Annotated in this window: 18 protein-coding genes and 1 other annotated feature (1 of these 19 running past the window's edge); of the genes, 12 read left to right on the forward strand and 6 right to left on the reverse strand. The window is 47.8% G+C overall.

Translation table 11 applies throughout. The features are described 5' to 3' along the window. Nucleotides 1–59 (reverse strand) — a binding site (T-box leader); it reaches 196 nt to the left of the window's first position. A 204-nt stretch (nucleotides 60–263) separates the two neighbouring features. After that, complete coding sequence (locus PSAB_RS23920) at nucleotides 264–1,091, forward strand: MerR family transcriptional regulator (RefSeq protein ID WP_025337089.1); 828 nt, start codon at nucleotides 264–266, stop codon at nucleotides 1,089–1,091. A 146-nt stretch (nucleotides 1,092–1,237) separates the two neighbouring features. Continuing rightward, the gene (locus PSAB_RS23925; RefSeq protein WP_025337090.1) at nucleotides 1,238–2,002 is read left to right on the forward strand and encodes an SDR family oxidoreductase; all 765 of its coding nucleotides are present in this window, start codon (nucleotides 1,238–1,240) and stop codon (nucleotides 2,000–2,002) included. Between the two features lie 67 nt (nucleotides 2,003–2,069). Here the strand turns inward: PSAB_RS23925 and PSAB_RS23930 are convergent, their stop codons facing one another. Beyond that, the gene (locus PSAB_RS23930) at nucleotides 2,070–3,623 is read right to left on the reverse strand and encodes a malate:quinone oxidoreductase (RefSeq protein ID WP_025337091.1); all 1,554 of its coding nucleotides are present in this window, start codon (nucleotides 3,621–3,623) and stop codon (nucleotides 2,070–2,072) included. A 315-nt stretch (nucleotides 3,624–3,938) separates the two neighbouring features. Here PSAB_RS23930 and PSAB_RS23935 point away from each other — a divergent pair, with 315 nt between their 5' ends. From PSAB_RS23935 to PSAB_RS23945, 3 genes are read left to right on the forward strand one after another with little or no spacing between them, the layout of a single operon-like run. Next, nucleotides 3,939–4,427 carry an FMN-binding protein gene (locus PSAB_RS23935; RefSeq protein ID WP_025337092.1) on the forward strand — a complete coding sequence of 163 codons (489 nt, stop codon included), beginning with the start codon at nucleotides 3,939–3,941 and terminating at the stop codon, nucleotides 4,425–4,427. A 1-nt stretch (nucleotide 4,428) separates the two neighbouring features. Continuing rightward, a complete protein-coding gene (locus PSAB_RS23940; RefSeq protein ID WP_025337093.1) occupies nucleotides 4,429–5,331 on the forward strand; it encodes an FAD:protein FMN transferase in 903 nt (300 codons plus the stop codon). Continuing rightward, a complete protein-coding gene (locus tag PSAB_RS23945) occupies nucleotides 5,328–6,152 on the forward strand; it encodes an RnfABCDGE type electron transport complex subunit D (protein WP_025337094.1) in 825 nt (274 codons plus the stop codon). The genes PSAB_RS23940 and PSAB_RS23945 overlap by 4 nt, the downstream gene beginning before the upstream one ends. 149 nt (nucleotides 6,153–6,301) lie before the next feature. Here PSAB_RS23945 and PSAB_RS23950 read toward each other — a convergent pair whose 3' ends face one another. Beyond that, nucleotides 6,302–7,177: a MerR family transcriptional regulator gene (locus tag PSAB_RS23950; protein WP_025337095.1), complete on the reverse strand. Its 876-nt coding sequence runs from the start codon at nucleotides 7,175–7,177 to the stop codon at nucleotides 6,302–6,304. Nucleotides 7,178–7,510: 333 nt separating this feature from the next. On the opposite strand from PSAB_RS23950, the gene PSAB_RS26420 reads away from it, so the two are divergent. Both PSAB_RS26420 and PSAB_RS26300 read left to right on the forward strand, forming a co-directional pair. Beyond that, on the forward strand, nucleotides 7,511–7,789 hold the full coding sequence (locus tag PSAB_RS26420) for a helix-turn-helix domain-containing protein (protein WP_264370913.1): 279 nt from the start codon (nucleotides 7,511–7,513) through the stop codon (nucleotides 7,787–7,789). After that, the gene (locus tag PSAB_RS26300; protein ID WP_226991744.1) at nucleotides 7,755–8,294 is read left to right on the forward strand and encodes a GyrI-like domain-containing protein; all 540 of its coding nucleotides are present in this window, start codon (nucleotides 7,755–7,757) and stop codon (nucleotides 8,292–8,294) included. The genes PSAB_RS26420 and PSAB_RS26300 overlap by 35 nt, the downstream gene beginning before the upstream one ends. A gap of 237 nt (nucleotides 8,295–8,531) precedes the next feature. Here the strand turns inward: PSAB_RS26300 and PSAB_RS23960 are convergent, their stop codons facing one another. The 3 genes from PSAB_RS23960 to PSAB_RS24830 all read right to left on the reverse strand — a co-directional run bounded on the left by PSAB_RS23960 (nucleotide 8,532) and on the right by PSAB_RS24830 (nucleotide 10,871). Then, nucleotides 8,532–9,008: a GNAT family N-acetyltransferase gene (locus tag PSAB_RS23960; protein ID WP_025337096.1), complete on the reverse strand. Its 477-nt coding sequence runs from the start codon at nucleotides 9,006–9,008 to the stop codon at nucleotides 8,532–8,534. A 316-nt stretch (nucleotides 9,009–9,324) separates the two neighbouring features. Further along, nucleotides 9,325–9,900, reverse strand: a complete 576-nt coding sequence (locus PSAB_RS23965; protein ID WP_025337097.1) for a DUF6609 family protein — start codon at nucleotides 9,898–9,900, stop codon at nucleotides 9,325–9,327. 179 nt (nucleotides 9,901–10,079) lie between these two features. Next, nucleotides 10,080–10,871, reverse strand: coding sequence for a DUF2785 domain-containing protein (locus PSAB_RS24830; protein WP_025337098.1), 792 nt, complete (start codon nucleotides 10,869–10,871; stop codon nucleotides 10,080–10,082). Between the two features lie 187 nt (nucleotides 10,872–11,058). On the opposite strand from PSAB_RS24830, the gene PSAB_RS23975 reads away from it, so the two are divergent. The 3 genes from PSAB_RS23975 to PSAB_RS23985 all read left to right on the forward strand — a co-directional run bounded on the left by PSAB_RS23975 (nucleotide 11,059) and on the right by PSAB_RS23985 (nucleotide 13,985). Continuing rightward, entirely contained in the window at nucleotides 11,059–12,174 is a 1,116-nt protein-coding gene (locus PSAB_RS23975; RefSeq protein ID WP_025337099.1) for an ATP-binding protein, read from the forward strand. A gap of 255 nt (nucleotides 12,175–12,429) precedes the next feature. Next, entirely contained in the window at nucleotides 12,430–13,254 is an 825-nt protein-coding gene (locus tag PSAB_RS23980) for an SDR family oxidoreductase (protein ID WP_226991745.1), read from the forward strand. A gap of 116 nt (nucleotides 13,255–13,370) precedes the next feature. Continuing rightward, nucleotides 13,371–13,985: a TetR/AcrR family transcriptional regulator gene (locus PSAB_RS23985; protein ID WP_025337101.1), complete on the forward strand. Its 615-nt coding sequence runs from the start codon at nucleotides 13,371–13,373 to the stop codon at nucleotides 13,983–13,985. A 43-nt stretch (nucleotides 13,986–14,028) separates the two neighbouring features. Here the strand turns inward: PSAB_RS23985 and helD are convergent, their stop codons facing one another. Then, on the reverse strand, nucleotides 14,029–16,446 hold the full coding sequence (gene helD, locus PSAB_RS23990) for an RNA polymerase recycling motor HelD (protein ID WP_038596280.1): 2,418 nt from the start codon (nucleotides 16,444–16,446) through the stop codon (nucleotides 14,029–14,031). Nucleotides 16,447–17,016: 570 nt separating this feature from the next. On the opposite strand from helD, the gene PSAB_RS23995 reads away from it, so the two are divergent. Together PSAB_RS23995 and PSAB_RS24000 are read left to right on the forward strand one after the other, a co-directional pair. Continuing rightward, complete coding sequence (locus tag PSAB_RS23995; RefSeq protein ID WP_025337103.1) at nucleotides 17,017–17,391, forward strand: MerR family transcriptional regulator; 375 nt, start codon at nucleotides 17,017–17,019, stop codon at nucleotides 17,389–17,391. 26 nt (nucleotides 17,392–17,417) lie between these two features. Beyond that, nucleotides 17,418–18,179 carry an SDR family oxidoreductase gene (locus tag PSAB_RS24000; protein ID WP_025337104.1) on the forward strand — a complete coding sequence of 254 codons (762 nt, stop codon included), beginning with the start codon at nucleotides 17,418–17,420 and terminating at the stop codon, nucleotides 18,177–18,179. Nucleotides 18,180–18,245 lie beyond the last annotated feature (66 nt).

Raw genomic sequence — 18,245 nt, forward strand, 5'->3', positions numbered from 1 at the left:
CTACCGGAGCTCTCTGTGCAAGAACAGAACTTCCTTACTCTTCTCATCATCGCGTTTTCATGTTATCGATAGGATATCAATTATTCCCATTTGTGTAAACCCATATTCATAAGGGCGGTCCCGGTAGTAGTTCCGCTCAAGCCAATCCATATCGTTTCTCCTCATGTTAAATTATAATTAGGAAATACACACGGTTCCTAGCCATCCATGCACGGAAATATCATGTAAGGAGCAGCCGTTTCAAGAAAGGAGTCCGTTCCGGTATGTTAAAAATCAGCGCTTTCTCCAAATTGACCCGGGTCTCCGTGAAAACTTTACGATTTTACGATAACCTGGGGCTGTTAAAGCCCGCCACCGTAGATGAAAATAATGGCTACCGATATTATACCGAAGAACAGCTTCTAACAGTTAAGCGTATCACCGCCTTGAAAGAACAAGGCTTCACATTAGAGCAAATCAAGCCCCTGCTGGAAGAACACGTTCTGCCGGAGACAGTAAAGAACCAATTAGCGGATAAAAAGAAAGAACTTGAGCAGGCCATCCATGAAGCGCAAAATCAGCTTAACGAGATCGATAAACGGCTGACCCGTGTTGAAGAATTGGAGGAGCATCATCAACATACACCGGCTGTAATTCGATATGTAGAACCCCAACTTACCGCTTCCATACGTGACACGATCCCGCAAACTCAGTTGTGTCTGCTGCTCGACGAAATTGTACAGTACGTCCGTTCCTGCGGAGAGGATGAAGGGCGTTTACTGACGATTATATGGCATGATTTCGGCAGCATGAATTCAGATCTGGCCGATATCGAGGTCGCCCTGCCTCTAACCAAGGTTATTCCAAGCAGGGGAAGAGTCAAGGTCGGTATCCTCCCTGAATTGAAGGCTGCAGCTTCCCTTGTGCACCAGTGTAACCCCTACCGCAATGATTGTCCGGCTGTCACGGAACTCCTGTCATGGATTCGATCCGAAAGCCTAATCCCTTCCGAAAAAGAGCCGGTCCGCGAAGTCTATTTAACTTCAGACAAGGATATGTATGGAACGTTACGACTGGCTGAGCTGCTTGTCCCCATCGAGCCTACCGGCTAACACTCATTTTGATCCCATGGTTCATTCTGCAAATTGCATAATGGAACATGGTTTTTTTATGCAAAAAAACCGGTGTTTCCTTGACTCTCCCCTTAACTGGAGGGTGTAAAGTAGTGCTGCACAATAAAGAAGGAGGAGTGGAACAAATGAAACGGCTGGAAGGAAAAATAGCTTTGGTCACAGGAGGAAGCAGAGGGATTGGAAAAGGGATTGCCCTGCGTTTGGCGGCGGAAGGGGCTCTGGTTGCTGTTCATTATGGGAATCGCCGTGATGCGGCGGAAGATGTCGTTCACCTTATTGAAGAAAAGGGAGGGCAGGCCATTGCGATCGGTGCAGGACTCGAGACCGCCCTTGGGGTGAAGCAGTTGGTTCAATCCTTGGAGGAAGCGCTCCTTCGCCATACCGGAGATAACCGGTTCGACATTCTGGTGAACAACGCCGGTATCGGAACTTCACAATCATTTGAGGAGACAACGGAAGAATCATTCGACGAATTATTTGCAGTAAATGTAAAAGCACCGTTTTTCCTTGTTCAGCAGGCATTGCCGCTTCTGCGCAGCGGAGGACGCATCATTAATATTTCTTCCGGTGTTACACGAATCGCATTTCCCCACATTATGGCCTACAACTTAACCAAAGGGGCACTCAATACTTTTACCCTGCATCTTGCGCAATTGCTGGGACCGCGCGGTATTACGGTTAATGCTGTTCTTCCCGGCATCGTCGATACGGACGTCAATGCCTCTTGGCTGCACACACCGGAAGGGCAGAAGTATGCATCAGAAATGTCGGCCCTCGGCCGGATCGGGCAGCCTTCAGATATTGCGGATGTCGTCGCTTTCCTCTCTTCTTCAGACAGCCGTTGGGTAACCGGACAAATGGTTGATGCCACCGGCGGCTCACATCTGTAAGCATAAACTTAAGGAGCAGAACCATGGTTCTGCTCCTGTTATTTTTGACAGGTTTCGGGTTGGGTTATCACGGGCGGAATGCCGCTTCCCCTACTTCTGGCAAACTCTTATTAAGCGTCTTGCTCTCAGGCTTCCCTATCCCATTCGTTAGCCCGAGCGACCGCGCGGTTGAAGCGTGTATTTCGCTTATAAGCTCCGGGTTTTCAGGCAGCGGCACACCGTAAGAAGGAATCATTTCCTTCAGTTTCGGTTCCCACGCTTTGATAAGCTGCGGGAAGCATTTTTCGATGACCTCAAGCATGACGGAAACGGCGGTAGAAGCTCCCGGAGAAGCGCCGAGCAATGCAGCGATTGAGCCGTCGGCGGCACTAATCACTTCCGTGCCAAATTGAAGCGTTCCTTTGCCGGAAGCCGTATTTTTAATAATTTGTACGCGCTGACCCGCTACTAATAGCTCCCAATCCTCGCTTTTGGCGTTCGGAACAAATTCCCGCAACGCTTCCATGCGCTGTTCTTTCGATAACATCACTTGCTCGACCAAGTATTTGGTCAGTCCAAAGTTCTTCACGCCTGCCGCCATCATCGTTACGAGATTATCCGGTTTAACCGAAGTGATCAAATCAAACATGGAACCAAATTTCAAGAACTTGGGCGTGAAGCCGGCAAACGGACCAAAAAACAACGATTCTTCCCTGTCGATAAATCTTGTGTCCAGATGCGGAACAGACATGGGCGGAGCGCCAACCGCGGCTTTGCCGTAGACTTTGGCATGATGCTGCGCGACAATATCCGGTTTTCGGCACACCATAAAAAGTCCGCTTACCGGAAATCCGCCAATGCCTTTTCCTTCAGGAATACCGGATTTCTGCAGCAAATGCAGACTTCCTCCCCCGCCGCCGATAAAGACGAATTTTGCCGAATGGCGTTCCAAGGTGCCGCTATCCAGATTCCGCACTTTCAATTCCCATGAGCCGTCGCCGGTACGTTTAATATCATCCACCTGATGGTTGAACTTCAGATCGACGTTGTTGCTCTTTAAATGGTCAAACAAGATGCGCGTCAAAGCGCCGAAATTGACATCCGTTCCCGATTCGATTCTCGTTGCCGCTATCGGCTGATTGAGTGTCCGGTCTTTCATCATAAGCGGAATCCATTTCATCAGTTGTGCCGGGTCATCGGAAAATTCCATCCCTTGAAACAGGGGACTTTTGGAAAGCGCTTCAAATCGTTTTCTTAAAAAGACTGCGTCCTGTTCCCCTTGGACAAAGCTCATATGAGGCACAGGCACGATAAAGTCCCGCGGATTCCGTATCCGCCTGCTGTCCACCAGATAAGACCAAAACTGCTTGGATACCTGATACTCTTCATTTACAGTTATCGCTTTGCTAATATTGACCGATCCGTCCGGTTGTTCGGCGGTGTAGTTCAGCTCGCACAGCGAAGAATGCCCCGTACCCGCATTATTCCATTCGTTAGAGCTTTCTTCTCCTGCGCCCGCGCGCCGCTCAAACACGGTGATGTTCCAGTCCGGCGCTAGTTCCTTGAGCAGTGAACCCAAAGTCGCGCTCATGATTCCGGCACCAATTAAAATAACGTCGATTTTCGTTTGTCCGTTGCTCATTTTTACCGTCCTTCTACCCTACAATTTGCAGGAAGGATGTAAGGCGCTCCTGCTTAGGCGCCACAGCAAGCCAGCGCGCGACCTCGCCGCACACTTTTTCTGGATTCATGTTGCCCTAATCTTAGTGTATCACTATTGGTATTAGATTTTAATATTTATCTAATTTTTTATTGGAATAGTGTTGAGTAAATTATGCCAGTGGGTACTGTGAGCAGGATACTTTTTGGGTCCATCCTCTATTTTTTAAGAAAATTTCAATAATTCGAATCTATACTCAAATCATTCAGAATCTCAAAGTGTATTGGAGGAATCCACATGGCCAAAATGAAAAACAAATGGATCGTGCTCTGTTCGGCCGCAGTCACAGCCGTATATGCCGCTGGTTATATAACGACAGCAGATCAGGCTTCCAGGCAGCAGTATGCGGATGTGTCAACAACGCCGGCGGCATCTGCCGTTCCCGCGGTCCCCTACTCAGGCAATTCCGGAGCCCCGCAAACGGCGGATTCATCCCCAAGCAGTACCCCTGCCAGGAGCATCTATAAGGACGGCACGTATACCGGGATGGGAAGCAACCGCCGCGGCTCCATTCAAGTGACGCTGACGATTGCGAACGACAAAATTACCGATGTAGAAATCAGCCGGTTCGGCATGCATTACTCGGAGAGTGATGTGGCCGGTCTGCCTTCCGAGGTCTTGCATAATCAAAACTCACAGGTGACGAACGTATCCGGCGCCACTTACAGTACCAAGGCCTTCCAATCCGCCGTCCAGGATGCCCTGATGATCGCAAGGAATGCTTGATATGGGTATGCTGAGAAGAACCAAGCTCTGTATGGATACCGTTGTCGATATTCAAGTTATCGTTCGCGAAGAAGAAGGAATGGAGCAGGCGGAAATAGGCATGAAGCGCGCCTTTGAAGCTTTCCGGAGGATCGAGCAGGCCTGCAGCCGCTTCAGCCCGGACAGCGAACTGATGAAAGCCTGCCGGGTAACGGGGGCTCCGGTTCAGGTTAGCCCGTTCCTGTTCGAGCCCATCCGATTCGCGATCGAGCTGGCCGAATGGACAGAGGGTGTCTTTGACCCTACGATAGGGAAAATCATGGAGAAGCATGGCTTCAACCGCCATTACTTGACAGGAGAGCGGGTGAACAGCCGCTCAGCCGATTTCGTTACCTATCGGGACATCGTGCTGGATGAAAGAGATTGCACCCTGCTGCTGCACAAACCGCTCGTAATCGATCTGGGCGCAGTAGCCAAAGGTTTTGCGATCGATCTGGCCGCAAACGAGCTGAAGTCATCCCCTGGATTCATCATCAACGCGGGGGGCGACTTGTACGCCGGAGGAACGGATGAGAAGGGTGAGCCGTGGAAGATTGGCATCCGGCATCCCCTGCATAAGGAACAAAGCATACAAGTCATTAAAGTATCCGGCCAAGCGGTATGCACCTCCGGAAGCTATGAGCGCCGCAGCGCCAAGGAGGCTGGCATGCATCACATTATCAATGCGGTCACGGAGAGTTCCCCGAATGACTGGATCAGCTGCACCGTCATCGCTCCATATGCCATGCAGGCAGATGCATTTTCCACCGCATCATTCCTTCTCGGTGCGGAGGGCGGAAGGTCGCTTATTACGCAGGCGGGACTACAGGGCATCTGGATTACACCCGATTTACAAATCGATATTGCCGGGAGGGAAGAAGCATGACATTCAAGCAATGGATAAAATCACCAAAGGCCTATGTGGCAGCCGCCCTGGCGGTATACCTGCTGATCGCTTCCCTTGGAACTCTAGATCCAAAGGGCCTGATTAATGGCGCTATTTCCGTAGGCGTTTCTATAGTTCTGGATATCCTTTTTTCCTTAATCGAAAAACGAAAGCGGATTTTGCCGGATGGAGCCGCAGTAACAGGTCTCATTATCGCCTTGATTCTGGGTACCACGACCTCATGGCCAGAGGTAGCGCTGACTGCGGCTGTCGCCATATTGTCCAAACATTTTCTCGTGTATAAGAAAAAACCGGTTTTTAATCCGGCCGCCTTCGGACTGCTCATGTCCGTCATTATCTTCGGAACGGGGCAAAGCTGGTGGGGAGCGTTCGGGGATCTGCCGGTATGGATGATTGGGTTCCTGCTCATTGGCGGATACGCTGTAACGAACCGGGTTAATAAATACCCTCAGTTGTTTTCATTCTTTGCCTTTTATTTTGTACTTCAGCTGCTGATGGGGCTGTATCATGCTGGTGACGCTTCGGATGCGCTCCGGCCCCCTTTTATAAATGCCGCCCTATTCTTCGGCTTCTTCATGCTTACGGACCCGCCGACATCGCCGATCAAGGTGAAAGACCAGATCATTTTCGGCGCTCTCTCCGCCCTTGCGGGGAGCGTGGTGTACGCTTTGTTCGGCGGCTTGATCTATCTCTTCATAGGGCTGCTGATCGGCAACCTTTATAAATTCCTAATCAGCCGGTTCTCTGCCGATAACGCGAAAGCCAAGCGCCCTGCTGTTACAAGCCCAAAGAGCTATTAACATTAGGGTGAGCCGTCTTCCCGACCTTCTCTAACACTCCGATATCCGGCGGCTCTATGGAGCGGCAAACGTTAAGGCCATCCTTTGCGGATGACCTTTTTCTTTAAGCGAACGTTTCCCTACGGACTGCTTCTATGCTGCCCTGAAAATTATTTCACTTCCACCGGTTCGAATAAATTCAGATAATATTTGCTTTCACAACCGTCAGGATTATCATTACGAATATGTTCTTCCAGGCATAGTCTGGAACGGTCAGATTTGTACTTTCTATGCTGTGACAAGTGACGCATTAACGTCTTCCATGAACCGCCTATGTCATCACTGCTTTCTAGCATCGCGTACAGGCCGCCGGGTAACACCATTTCTTGTAAATGTGATGGAACATCCACCCCATCCGGAATTGCAGCGCACATGCCATATCCGTACGGAGTACCGGGATGACTTGGCAGCGGCTTCACATTACCACCAAAAAAACGTGCCGTACCCAGTAAACTGGACGACGTAATCCAATCCAGCACTGGCGCCATTGCCTCATCTTCTGGAGAAACACCAATAGCAATATTATAGGCTACCCTCATAGGAGGCAGGGTGACTACTTTGATCATGTTGTTTTCTTCCGGATTGCTCATTAATAAATCCTCCATTTCCGTAAGGATTTCATCAAGACTTAAGAAACAATCTGAGTTTTTCTTATGAAAAAGTTTCAAGACCCGGTCTAATTGCCGTTCAAAAAGCAGGATTTCCGCTCTCTGCAGCTTTAACGTGGAGATTTTATTTTCAATAACTGCGATAAGCCGTGAAGGCGATTGGCTTTCAATAACAGATTTAATATCCTTTATCGGAATATCGATTTTTCGAAGTACTGCAGTAATTCGGATACATAAGAGTGCATTTTCATCATAAATTCTCCATCCAGAGGTATCCCTTGAACTTTTAAATAATCCTTCTGACTCCCAGTGGCGCAAGGTGCGACTCGTCAGTCCCATTTGCTCCGACAACTGATTTATTGCAACAGATCTGTTCATCCAAAGTCTCCTTTCCGAGCTCTCAATATTATAGTAGCAGTTGACGCTGCGACAATTTCAAGAGTTATCTTTCTGTTCGCCGTCAGTATAATCCTCGTTCCATTGAAAGATTCCAGAAGCAGCAAAGCTGGAACAGTCAGGTGTTTCGGCTGTTGCTATAATGAAATCAACCGTACGGGGAAAGGGAATGGTGATGATTTGAACTATAACGTTGATATCAAATGCAGCATCGAATATATTGAGGCCAACATTAAGGAAAAACTGACACCCGAACTAGTTTCTCAACACGCCGGATACTCTTTGTATCATTTCTGTAGGGTTTTTCAAGTATGTATGGGGGTTCCTGTCATGGAATATATTCGAAAGAGACGGTTGTCCTTAGCCTCAGTAGAGCTTTATAAAGGTAGAAAAATCATCGATATTGCGTTTGATTACGGTTATGAAACACAGAGCGGATTCACTAAAGCTTTTCGTAAGGAGTATGGCTATAACCCGACACAATATGCAGTAAGGATGGCAGGGTGTCAAAAATTATCTTACCGGAGAAAAAAATACTTTAAAACTAGGAGGCTGTTCTATGGTTCCTACAATTATCTCAAAGCCGTCATTTAAAGTTGCCGGTTATGGAATAAAAACCAATATCGCAGATGGAAGTTTTACTAAAGATATCGCTGCTTTTTGGAACAATTACGATATTAACGGGTGGGAATGTAAAATGTATGACCAGCTAAATCCTCCGAAACATGGCGAAGTTGGGATCTGTGTACCGGAGTCTAGAGAAAGCGAAAGCTTAGTTTATTTGCTCGGAGTTATTGTTGAAGATTTTGAAAAAGTAACTCCAGACCTGATTACTCTTGAACTACCTGAAGCTACCTACGCTGTATTTACTACTCCTCCTGTGGATGTGACAATCGGAGGAAAAGACGGCAAAGCCAATCAGGAGGACTTTCCCAACGCGATCAGTAAAACATGGAAGTATATCTTTGAGGAATGGTTCAAGGATAGTGGATATGAGTATGATGAGACCAAATTGGATTTTGAATTCTATGATGAACGTTGCCATTTCCGTCCGGATACAGTTATGGATATTTACGTGCCCGTTATAAAGAAGATTTAGGCAGGAATAGTCAATAGAGTAAGGGTCGTTTTCCCATGAAGCTTTTTTCGGTACGTTTCTAGTCACACTTACTTGCTGTTATTTATGATATGGTTCGCCGCGCTGCCGAAAACAGCAAGCTTAAGGCCATCCTTCGCGGGATGGCCCTTTCTTTAAGTTCGCTTCTTCAACTCTCGTTCCCGATATTTCTTTCCTAAGAACGTAGAACATGATAAATTCTAACGGTTTGACAGCAAATCAGAGTCGCAATACCGTTATTGACTCCTTATTGAAGACTTCACCGTTGTCACGGAAGCCGAAGCTTTCATAAAGCTTTTTGGCAGCGATGTTTTCGGGTTTATAAGGGATCCAGCAGTAATGTGCTGACCCTGCAGGAAAGGTGCGGATATATTCCAAGATTTTTTTCATGGCTTCCCGACCATAACCCCGGTTCTGGTATCGCTTGTCAATCATCAGTCGCATGATGCAATAGTTGTCCTCTGCGATTGACGGTTCTTCGTATCCAGTGGTTCCATAAGCCAGCATAACAAACCCGACGGGCTGCTCATCCGCGTAAATGACAAACGGGAATGGATGTCCCCCATTGCTTACAAGGACATAACAAGAAGCCACGCTTGACAGATTAGACGCAACAAAGCACCGTTGATCCTCTGAAACTTCCAAGTTAAACATGGAACGCCGGTTTTCCAGTGTGATTTTTCTGAGTGTAATCATGTAGGTCTTCTCCCTTCATCCCTTATCGTATTACGCCGCGGCCGCATAAATACAATACAATCTGTTCAAAAAAAGTAATAGACTTATGTTCAATTTTTCGCAAAGTCGCTGGTATCGAGCTTGAGTTTGATCCGACCGTCCAAAAACAAATTTTTTAACTGGCCCCTTCCGCCAAACGGCGGAGGGGGCCAGTTTTGAACAAAAACTACCTGCGGCACTATGGATAGTCTTTAGGATTATATAGCCTTTGTCTTTCGGCAGCTCGAATAGACATAAAGAAGGCTGTTGAGACTTTCTCGACAGCCTGGAACCTTATTTACTTGGCGGTTGCCGAAGGGCTTGCGGATTGTTCGGCAGCTACCGGGCGGCCGGAGAGGAGCAGCGCAGCGCCCCAGATCAATTTGACGGCAAGATCCACATAGACAAGGGTGTGAAAAGACAGGTCCGGCCACAGCATGCCGGTCAGGGCGTTGGCGCTTAGTAGGACGGCCAGCAGGATCATGGAGCGCCCATGTACCCATGCCATCGGAACAAAATGAAGGCCTATCGCCAAAAAGGCCCCCAGCCAGACCATCCGGTAATTGCCGTCCCCAAAGTGAGGACCGCCAATCGACACCATTAGTATAAACATGAGAATAATAGAATAGAGTGTCATCTTGCTTTGAAAGGCGGTTTGCGGTCCGTAAGATAGCCTGCGGTTTACCGCTTTGTTGGTCAATATCCCAAATATTCCGGCCATATACCCCAGAGAAAATACAGGCATGGAAATGAGCTGCGTTCCACCCGCAAGCAGTCCCGCAAACAGGATTGCGGCCACCCAGATCAGCCATAATCCGCAAACTCTTTTATTCAGAAAGGCTCTGCCCCGTTCTTGTCTTCCGTTTACCGCCATGCTTTCTCCTCCTATGTATTTGTTCGTTAATCTTTATCAGTATAGACACCTAACCTATGCATATTAGCCCGCAAAAACCTGCAACGGAAACGGAGCGCCAGACAAGCGGCATTCCGGCCGGCCTGAAGGAGGTGAGTATACATATCCACTACAGCGAGGAAGCACAAAAACCATAAAATCTATGCCTGTAAACGAAACCGATTGAAGCGCTTCTCCAGTTCCAACAGCCGATTCAGTCCCATTCCCGTTTCCTCGAACTTTTCCCTCTGCTCATAGAGCCTTGTATACAGGCAGCGAAGGAAGTGCTTACGGTTCGTATTGAGAGTGTAGCTTTCCACGCTCCTTGTTCGTGCTGGCTCCATCTGCCCCAACCACTCGCAAATCGTGGCAAAGGAAACCTTTTGACTCTGAATCATAGAGACGATCGCCGTAGCGAGCCGTTCGTCCTCCTCTCTCTGATACACCTCGGCGGGTCTTTCGAGCAAGGCCTGTACGCCCGTCCAGATTTCGGTACATTCTTTCGCTCCCGCATAGCGGCTCATCGCACATTCATCCAACGCATCTGCAACATGCGCAGCGGCATGCGCCCATCCCTTGACATCCACGTATCCGCGAAAATCGTCTTCCAAATGGCAATAGCGAACCAGTGCATTTAGAGCGAGGTCATAACTTTCTCTAGTTAAGTACGGCTCCCGATTATCGCAGGTAATTAACAGGGCGATCAAAAGGGAAGTAAACGTGCGCTTAAAGACGCTGTCCGTCTCCTTCTCCCCGATCCCGTAAAATAATCCGCTATCTGAAACGGATTGCTGAAGCAGTTCTTCCATTTGTGACTTCCCGATTGCGTTCTTCTCCAGCAGCCAATTGAACAGAGCGGAGTACGCTTCTTCCCGAATTTCGGAGTCCGGAGACCCGAGCAAGATCACCTTCTGCTGAACGAGCGTCCATACATCCTGTTGTTCCTCTTCCATTCTGTCGTTGCCCCCCTTCGATGATTTTACCATTAAATGACTATACAAAAAATATAGGCCTCAGTCCCAGTGAATTCAGGACCTTCATTTCACTTGGGTATTATTTACAAATGGTTTATTGCATGTTATTATATATATGTAATTACGTAACTACGTATTTAAGTAATCAATTGAAAGGGTGATCCGTTTGACAGTAGCTAGAGACTTCGGTGCAGAATTGGATATTTTAAAGAAGCAATTGGGTGATCTTGAACAGCTTGTAAGCCAAATCGCAAACGATTGCTCTCCCAGAGTTTCGCGGACCCGGACATTTGACAAAAATACCGTGTCAGTCGAAACGATCAACGATGAATTGGATCTTGGCGGAGTCTTTTACTCAGGGCAATACAGCGGGGAGAAATGGCGGTACAGATGGGAACCCCAAGAAAGACTTGTCAGTCAATTGCTGGACCTGGACGGCGAGAAAGTCGCCAAAATTTTAGCGGCGCTCGGTCACAAGCAGCGCTTGGACATTCTTAGATCGGTATTGAAAGAGCCCCTTTCGGGTTCGGAAATTGTCGAACGTTTGAATATGGGGACAACCGGGCAACTCTACCATCACATTAAGGCGTTGCTTGGAGCTGACCTCCTTGTCCAGGAAGAACGGGGTGGAATGTACTCGCTTCCCTCGCACAGAGTACTTCCACTCCTTTTGTTGCTAGCCGCGACTTCCGACTTGCTTGATACAAGCGACTATATAGAACTAGCTGAAACCAGAAACAACGCTAGTGCCTATTTGGGTAACACCCAGGATGCTTACGACCCTCACTATCTCCTCTGGGCAGTGTTGGAGAATTCCATTTTGGAACATCGGGCTGGATTCTGCAGCGAAGCAGGCATTTTCCTTCAAGGCGATGGTAGCGTCACAGTATCCGACAACGGGCGAGGAATCCCTGTTCAAGTCCTTCCAAGCACAGAAAAGTCACGCGTACAAGCCGTTCTCACTGAACTGAGCCATTATAGCACCAGCAACTCTTTTGTTGCCCCGGGGGGAGAAAAAGGGATTAACATTGCGGTCGTTAATGCTCTCTCTCAAAAGCTTTCAATCGAAGTTCGCCGAGAAGGAAAAGTCTTCAGGCAAGACTATAAACATGGAATTCCTCAAACGGGTTTGTTGACCGTAGGTATAACCAAAGAAACGGGAACAAGCGTCACTTTTCTACCGGACCCAGAGATTTTTAAATCCACCTTTGACAAGAATGTTATAGCAAAACATGTCCCAGAAATTTCAGCAATTTATCCCGACCTGACCATTCATCTTTAATGAATAAACGTTTACAGCTCCGCTTAACGGAATCTATCGGCTAAAAATGCGAAAGGAGCGTGCCTCGGCAGCTCCTTCGTTGTTTGTGCAGAACGATTCTTTGTCGATCGAAAGAACGGGGCATTCGTTGTTTCCAGAAGTAGCTTGCGTAATCATTTGACAAACGGATTCCTGCATAATAGAATTAGAATGAACATTCGATCTAATCTATTGTCGACTGTAGAATGAATGTTCAATTTATAAATCGGAGGGTTTATGATGAGCAAAACAGTCTTTATTACGGGGACCAGTTCAGGATTGGGTAAATTAACAGCGATTCGATTTGCGGAGTTGGGCTGGAACGTCGCGGCCGCCATGCGTACACCTGAGAAGGAAACCGAACTTACGGCTTATGACAATATTAAAATTTTTAAACTGGATGTCACCAAAGTGGAGCAGGTTCAAATGGCCGTGGAACAAGCCATAGCCGCATTCGGGAAAATTGACGTTGTTGTCAATAATGCCGGTATGGGAACTTACGGCCCGTTGGAGCTAGCCAAAGAGGACGCGATCGATTGGCAGTTCGCCGTTAATGCGCGGGGACCGATCAATGTTATTCGTAAATTTTTGCCACATTACAGAGCTAATGGAGGGGGCATGTTTATTAACATCAGCTCCTTCATGGGGATTACGACAGCGGTGCCGCTTGGATCGCTGTACAACATGTCCAAGTTCGCTTTGGAAGGATTGACGGAAGGTCTCTATTACGAACTGAAGCCGTTCAATATCGAGCTTAGATTGATTGAGCAGGGCGGGTCTACAGGAAATAATTTTAAGGAAAGTATCACTTGGAACAGGGATGAGAACATTAAAGACTACGATGATTTGATGACGAAAGTGCAAAATCTTATGAATACCGCCGATACCAGCGGCCAACTGGATGATCCTCAAATCATTGTGGACGCCATTGTCGCTCTGGCGACGGGGGAAAGCAAGAAATTCCGTACCGTTATCGGCGCAGCAGGCAACGACCTGATGGCTCTTAGAAACTCTGTGCCGATCGAGGATTATTTGGAGACCATCGCTAATAATTATATCTAACGATATTACAACCTTCTCCCGCTGGCTACCATGAGGCTGTATTGACTGAAGAACGTATTAAGTATATTCTAGTTTAGAATGAACGTTCGATTTGATGCTGGGAAAGGAAGAGCTGAATGTTTGAAAAATACAACAAAGTGCAGCGGGCCGTCCTCGAAACGACTCTTAACATTATCATTCGGAAGGAATTACAGGCTACCTCAATGGCGCTAATAGCCAAGGAATCTGGCGTATCGACCGGGAACATCTATCATTACTTTCAAAGTAAAGAAGATATTGTAAACGAGTTGTACAAAGCAATTGTCACATTCAACGGAGAGTATGTGCGCGAAGGTTTATTGCAGGGCAGTACGATTCGTGAAAAGTTCGAATTAGGTTGGAATCGGGTTGTCGAATTGGGTGAAAAATATCCACAGGGCTTTCAATTTATTGAGCAGTATTCGTTCTCGCCTTACATTTATGACGAGGTGAAGCAGGCAGTCTATACAGATGGCTGGTGCGGGCCTATGAACAAGTTGTATGAAGAAGCCATTCAGCAGAAGTTGTTTATCCCCATGAATCCGAAGCTGATGGTACAGATGCATTACGGGACATTAGTTTACATTTTGAAGGCCCATCTGCAAGGGATCTTCGAATTAACCAGCGAGAGCGTGCATGAAGTCATCCGTTCCTGTTGGAAGGCTGTGAAGCTCGAGGATGATAAGGTTCAGCTTAACGGAACTATCGGCTAAAAAATGCGAAAGGAGCGTGCCTCGGCAGCTCCTTCGTTGTTTATTATTGCTCTATTTCATACAAGGACTCATCCAAAGCCTGAATGAATGGGGTCCACTCTCCTGCTGTGTACAGCAGAAGCCGATGCATGGCACGCGTGCATGCTGTATAAAATAGCTTGCGCTCGCTCTCCCGATGATACGTCTGCGAAGAGGCGTCATAGATGAGAACAGCATCGAATTCAACGCCCTTAGCGAGGTACACGGGGATCACCAATGTTCCCTTCTCGAAGGTGGGCGTGCTCTTCGTCACAAGCTTCAGCCCCTGGCATCCCTGAGCCTTCAATAGATTATAAGCCTCTTTGCTTTCGGCCGCTGTCTTCGTAATGACGCCGATGGAGTCGAAGCCTTCCGCCTGAAGCGCCGCGAGATGCTCCGCTATTCGCGCTGCCCGCTTCTCGCCGTCGTCCGCCTTAGAGAGGAGCGGTTTCCTGCCGCTTCGTTCAAAAGGTATGATCTCCTTGGCGTTCGGCAGCAAAGATCTCGTAAATTCCACAATCTCGCGGGTTGACCGGTAACTGCGAACGAGGCGGAATAAGCTTGTTTCAGATTCGCCGTACAGCCAGATGAGCGGCGATTCTTCACCGTACAGCTCCGTGGCCTGAGCAAAGATGGCCTGACCGAAATCGCCAAGCACCGTCATGCGGGCACGGGGGAACATTTTTTTGAGGAACTCATATTGAAACATCGAATAATCCTGACCCTCATCGACGAATATATGCCGGATCTCCGTGTTCGTCCGAACGCCCTCGATGAGCTCTTTTAAATACAGGTACGGCGTCGCATCCTCATAGAAAAGCTCGAGCCGGCCAAGCTTCTCCTTGGTCTGCTCACAGATTTCCGGCCAAAGCGAGGGCATCTCGGCTCCATTGGTCATCTTCTTAAAAGCCTCTTCATCTTGAAACAGCTGGACGAACAGCTGGGCCATATCGATGAACAACAACCGCTTCACGCTTCGCTTCAGCGGCTTAAACTGTTCCTTCACGATCATCCGGCGCAGCAGCTCTTCCTCCCGCTCGGCATAGTCGAAATCGCCCTCGTCCGGTCTGCCCTTGCCGTCCAGCCTTTCGCGGACCTCTTCATACTGCTCGGCAAAGTCAAACACGCCCCTCTCCTTGTGCAGAGCATGATACGCTTCAGCGTACTGATCCTTGTCAAGATAATCGAGCTCCTCCTGAACCCAGAGCGCCTCACGCTCCTTGCTTTCCAGCAGGGCCAACTCGCGCAGCAGCCACTCCTGCAGCATAATAATGCGATTGGTCATGCGAATGGAAGGATCATAGCTGTAAAATGTGGATTCTATTTGCTTGGCCGTGATCAAATCGCGGTCCCGAAAGCGGATGCTTGTGAAGCGCATGCCCTGCTGCTCCAGCCACTGCGCATAATTCTGGAGAGCTTGCAGAAAGTCTGCGGATGCCTTATACTCCATCCCTTTTATCCGGGCCTCATACCCTCCCGTTGATGCTTCTGTCAGCACATATTCGATCTGGTCAAAAGGGTCCTCTACACGGAACGTCCCGCCAAGCCAGTGATCCAGATATTCCTGGAAGGTCGTCTGCTGCATGTTTTCTTCACCGAGCTCGGGAAGTACGGTCGATACATAGCTGTTAAACATCGGATTCGGCGAAAAAAGAACGATTTGGTCCGCCTTGAGCCGCTCGCGGTGCTTATACAGCAGATACGCCACCCGCTGCAGCGCCGCCGAGGTCTTTCCGCTGCCGGCCGCCCCCTGCACGATGAGCATCCGGTTTTTGTCATCTCGGATAATCGCGTTTTGCTCCTTTTGGATCGTCGCGACGATGCTTTTCATCTGATTGTCCGCACCCTTGCCGAGCACCTGCTGCAGCAATTCATCGCCGATCGTTACGCTCGTGTCGAACACGTTCTGCAGCACCGCATCGCGGATCTGATACTGCCGTTTCAGCTTCATCGTCCCCGAGATGGCTCCATCCGGCGTGTCATATCCGGCCGCTCCCGGAGAATAATCGTAGTACATGCTCGCGATCGGAGTACGCCAGTCATAGACCAGGAAACTCATGCCGTCTGAATCGACAAAGGATGACACACCGATATAGACCTGCTCGGTAGAGCTCAAGCCGTCCTCGTGGAAATCAATGCGCCCAAAGTAGGGAGATGCCAGCAGCCGCTTCATGTTCTTCCATTGCTGCACGCGCTGCCGGTGGCTCCGCTCCCGTTCGGACAATAGCGCTTCTTGCTGCCTGATACTGTAGAAGGTCTCTTCAAAATCCTCGTCCGTGCTGGTGTTGACCGTTACTTCCTCCCAAAATTGCTTGCGGATATCCACCGCCTGATTGTGCAGCCCCTCCACTTCCGGCGCCAATTCGGCGATTCTCGCTTGCAGCTTTTCCGTAACTAGCTCCAGCCGCTCCTGCTCTTGCTTCCAATCCTCCGCGCTTATCATCTTCCTGCATGCACTCCTTCATTCGAATTTGAAGAAAAAGAAAGTTTGACAAACCGTAATGTCGTGTGGTAAGATTAAAGTGTAGATAAGATAGGTTAATTGTGTAATCATTTAAAATATAATCAGCAGTTCTTCAATCATAGCATAGTGCTTCTTTGTGCGCAAACTTTATTTATGCATAGTTGAACCCCCGGCGGGATTGCCGGGGGTTTTTTGATTTAACTCATGCGCCGCTCGTCGAAAAGCACGTTTAAAATCAGATGCCAGAGTCCGAGAAATTTCGAAAGTCTTATGGCGCAAGCTTATCATCGAATCAAGGTCTCCCGGATAGAGTACCCTTTGCAGTAGGGATAGGGGTTGAGAAGGCGCACCGTGGCTGAGTAAATATAGAATACACCTCGGAGTTAATACCACGATTATTTGGGGATGTGGCGTCAGGTTATTAGCAGTCATTATTTTTGGTTAATTGTACCTGTAACCTGCATGAAACTTAACAGTTGACTTAAACCGCGGTTTAAGTCGTATCCTATTCCTGTCGACAAATGAAGATCAAATGTTGGAGGCCTTCAGATGAAATATTGTTCCATTAGCGAAACTTCAGCCAAATTCAATATTCCAGAATCAACGTTACGTTTCTATGAGAAAAAAGGACTACTACCCTTAATCGAGCGTGATGAAGCTGGCAGGCGGTTGTTTTCAGAAGATCAACTTGCGCTCCTTGAGACCGTCCTTTGTTTAAAACACACGCATATGCCAATAAGTGATATCAAGCAATATATCGATTGGATAGTGGAAGGAGATGGCACCATTCAACTCCGACTTGAAATGATGAAGAATCACAAGCAAACTGTGCTGGCTGAAATTTCGTTGATAACAGAATCCTTAAAAGGAATTGACGTGAAAATATTGCGTTATACAAAACGCATTCAGGAAAGAAATGAGTAATAAAATAATCGAGGAGATGAACTCTTATGAAACTATCAGGAAATACAATTCTTATAACAGGCGGAAGCGCCGGAATCGGACTAGCTTTTGCAGAGCGCTTTTTAAAAGCCGGAAATACAGTCATTGTTACTGGACGGCGTGAACATGTACTTCAAAAAGCGAAAGAAAAACTCCCTAGCCTTATTACACACGTAAGTGATTTGAATACTGAATCCGAGCGTGTAGCATTGTTTGATTGGGTAACAGCGAACTATCCAGAAGTGAATGTGTTGGTTAACAATGCAGGGATTCAACAACGCTTTAGCGTGTTAAAAGCAAATGCGAAGGACGATTGGAGTTATTTCAATAAAGAAATCACAACGAACATTGAAGCACCTTTTCATCTCTCTATGATATTCGCGCCGTTTTTTGCAATTAAAGAAGAGGCGACGATCATAAACGTAACATCCGGGTTAGCTTTTACACCGTTTGCGATTGCTCCGATTTATTCAGCAACGAAAGCGGCGCTTCATTCATTTACAATGAGTCTGAGACACCAGCTTTCGGATACGTCTGTAGAAGTCGTTGAAGTTGCTCCTCCGGCAGTAAATACAGATTTAGGCGGAACGGGTTTGCATACGCATGGAGAACCGTTAGACGCCTTCGCCGATGGAATCTTCAAAGGATTGGAAGAAGGTAAAAAAGAAATCGGATATGGGACTTCTGTGGATCGCTTACGGATGTCGCGGGATGAAGTCGACCAATACACAGAAAATATGTATAAGGCAACGAAAAACTCAATTGAATAACACTGATAGTTGTTTTGATTTCGTATTCGCATATAGCAAAAGAACCCGCCACATGTTGGCGAGTTC

The sequence above is a fragment of the Paenibacillus sabinae T27 genome (assembly GCF_000612505.1).
GTDB classification, from domain to species: Bacteria; Bacillota; Bacilli; order Paenibacillales; family Paenibacillaceae; genus Paenibacillus_AQ; species Paenibacillus_AQ sabinae.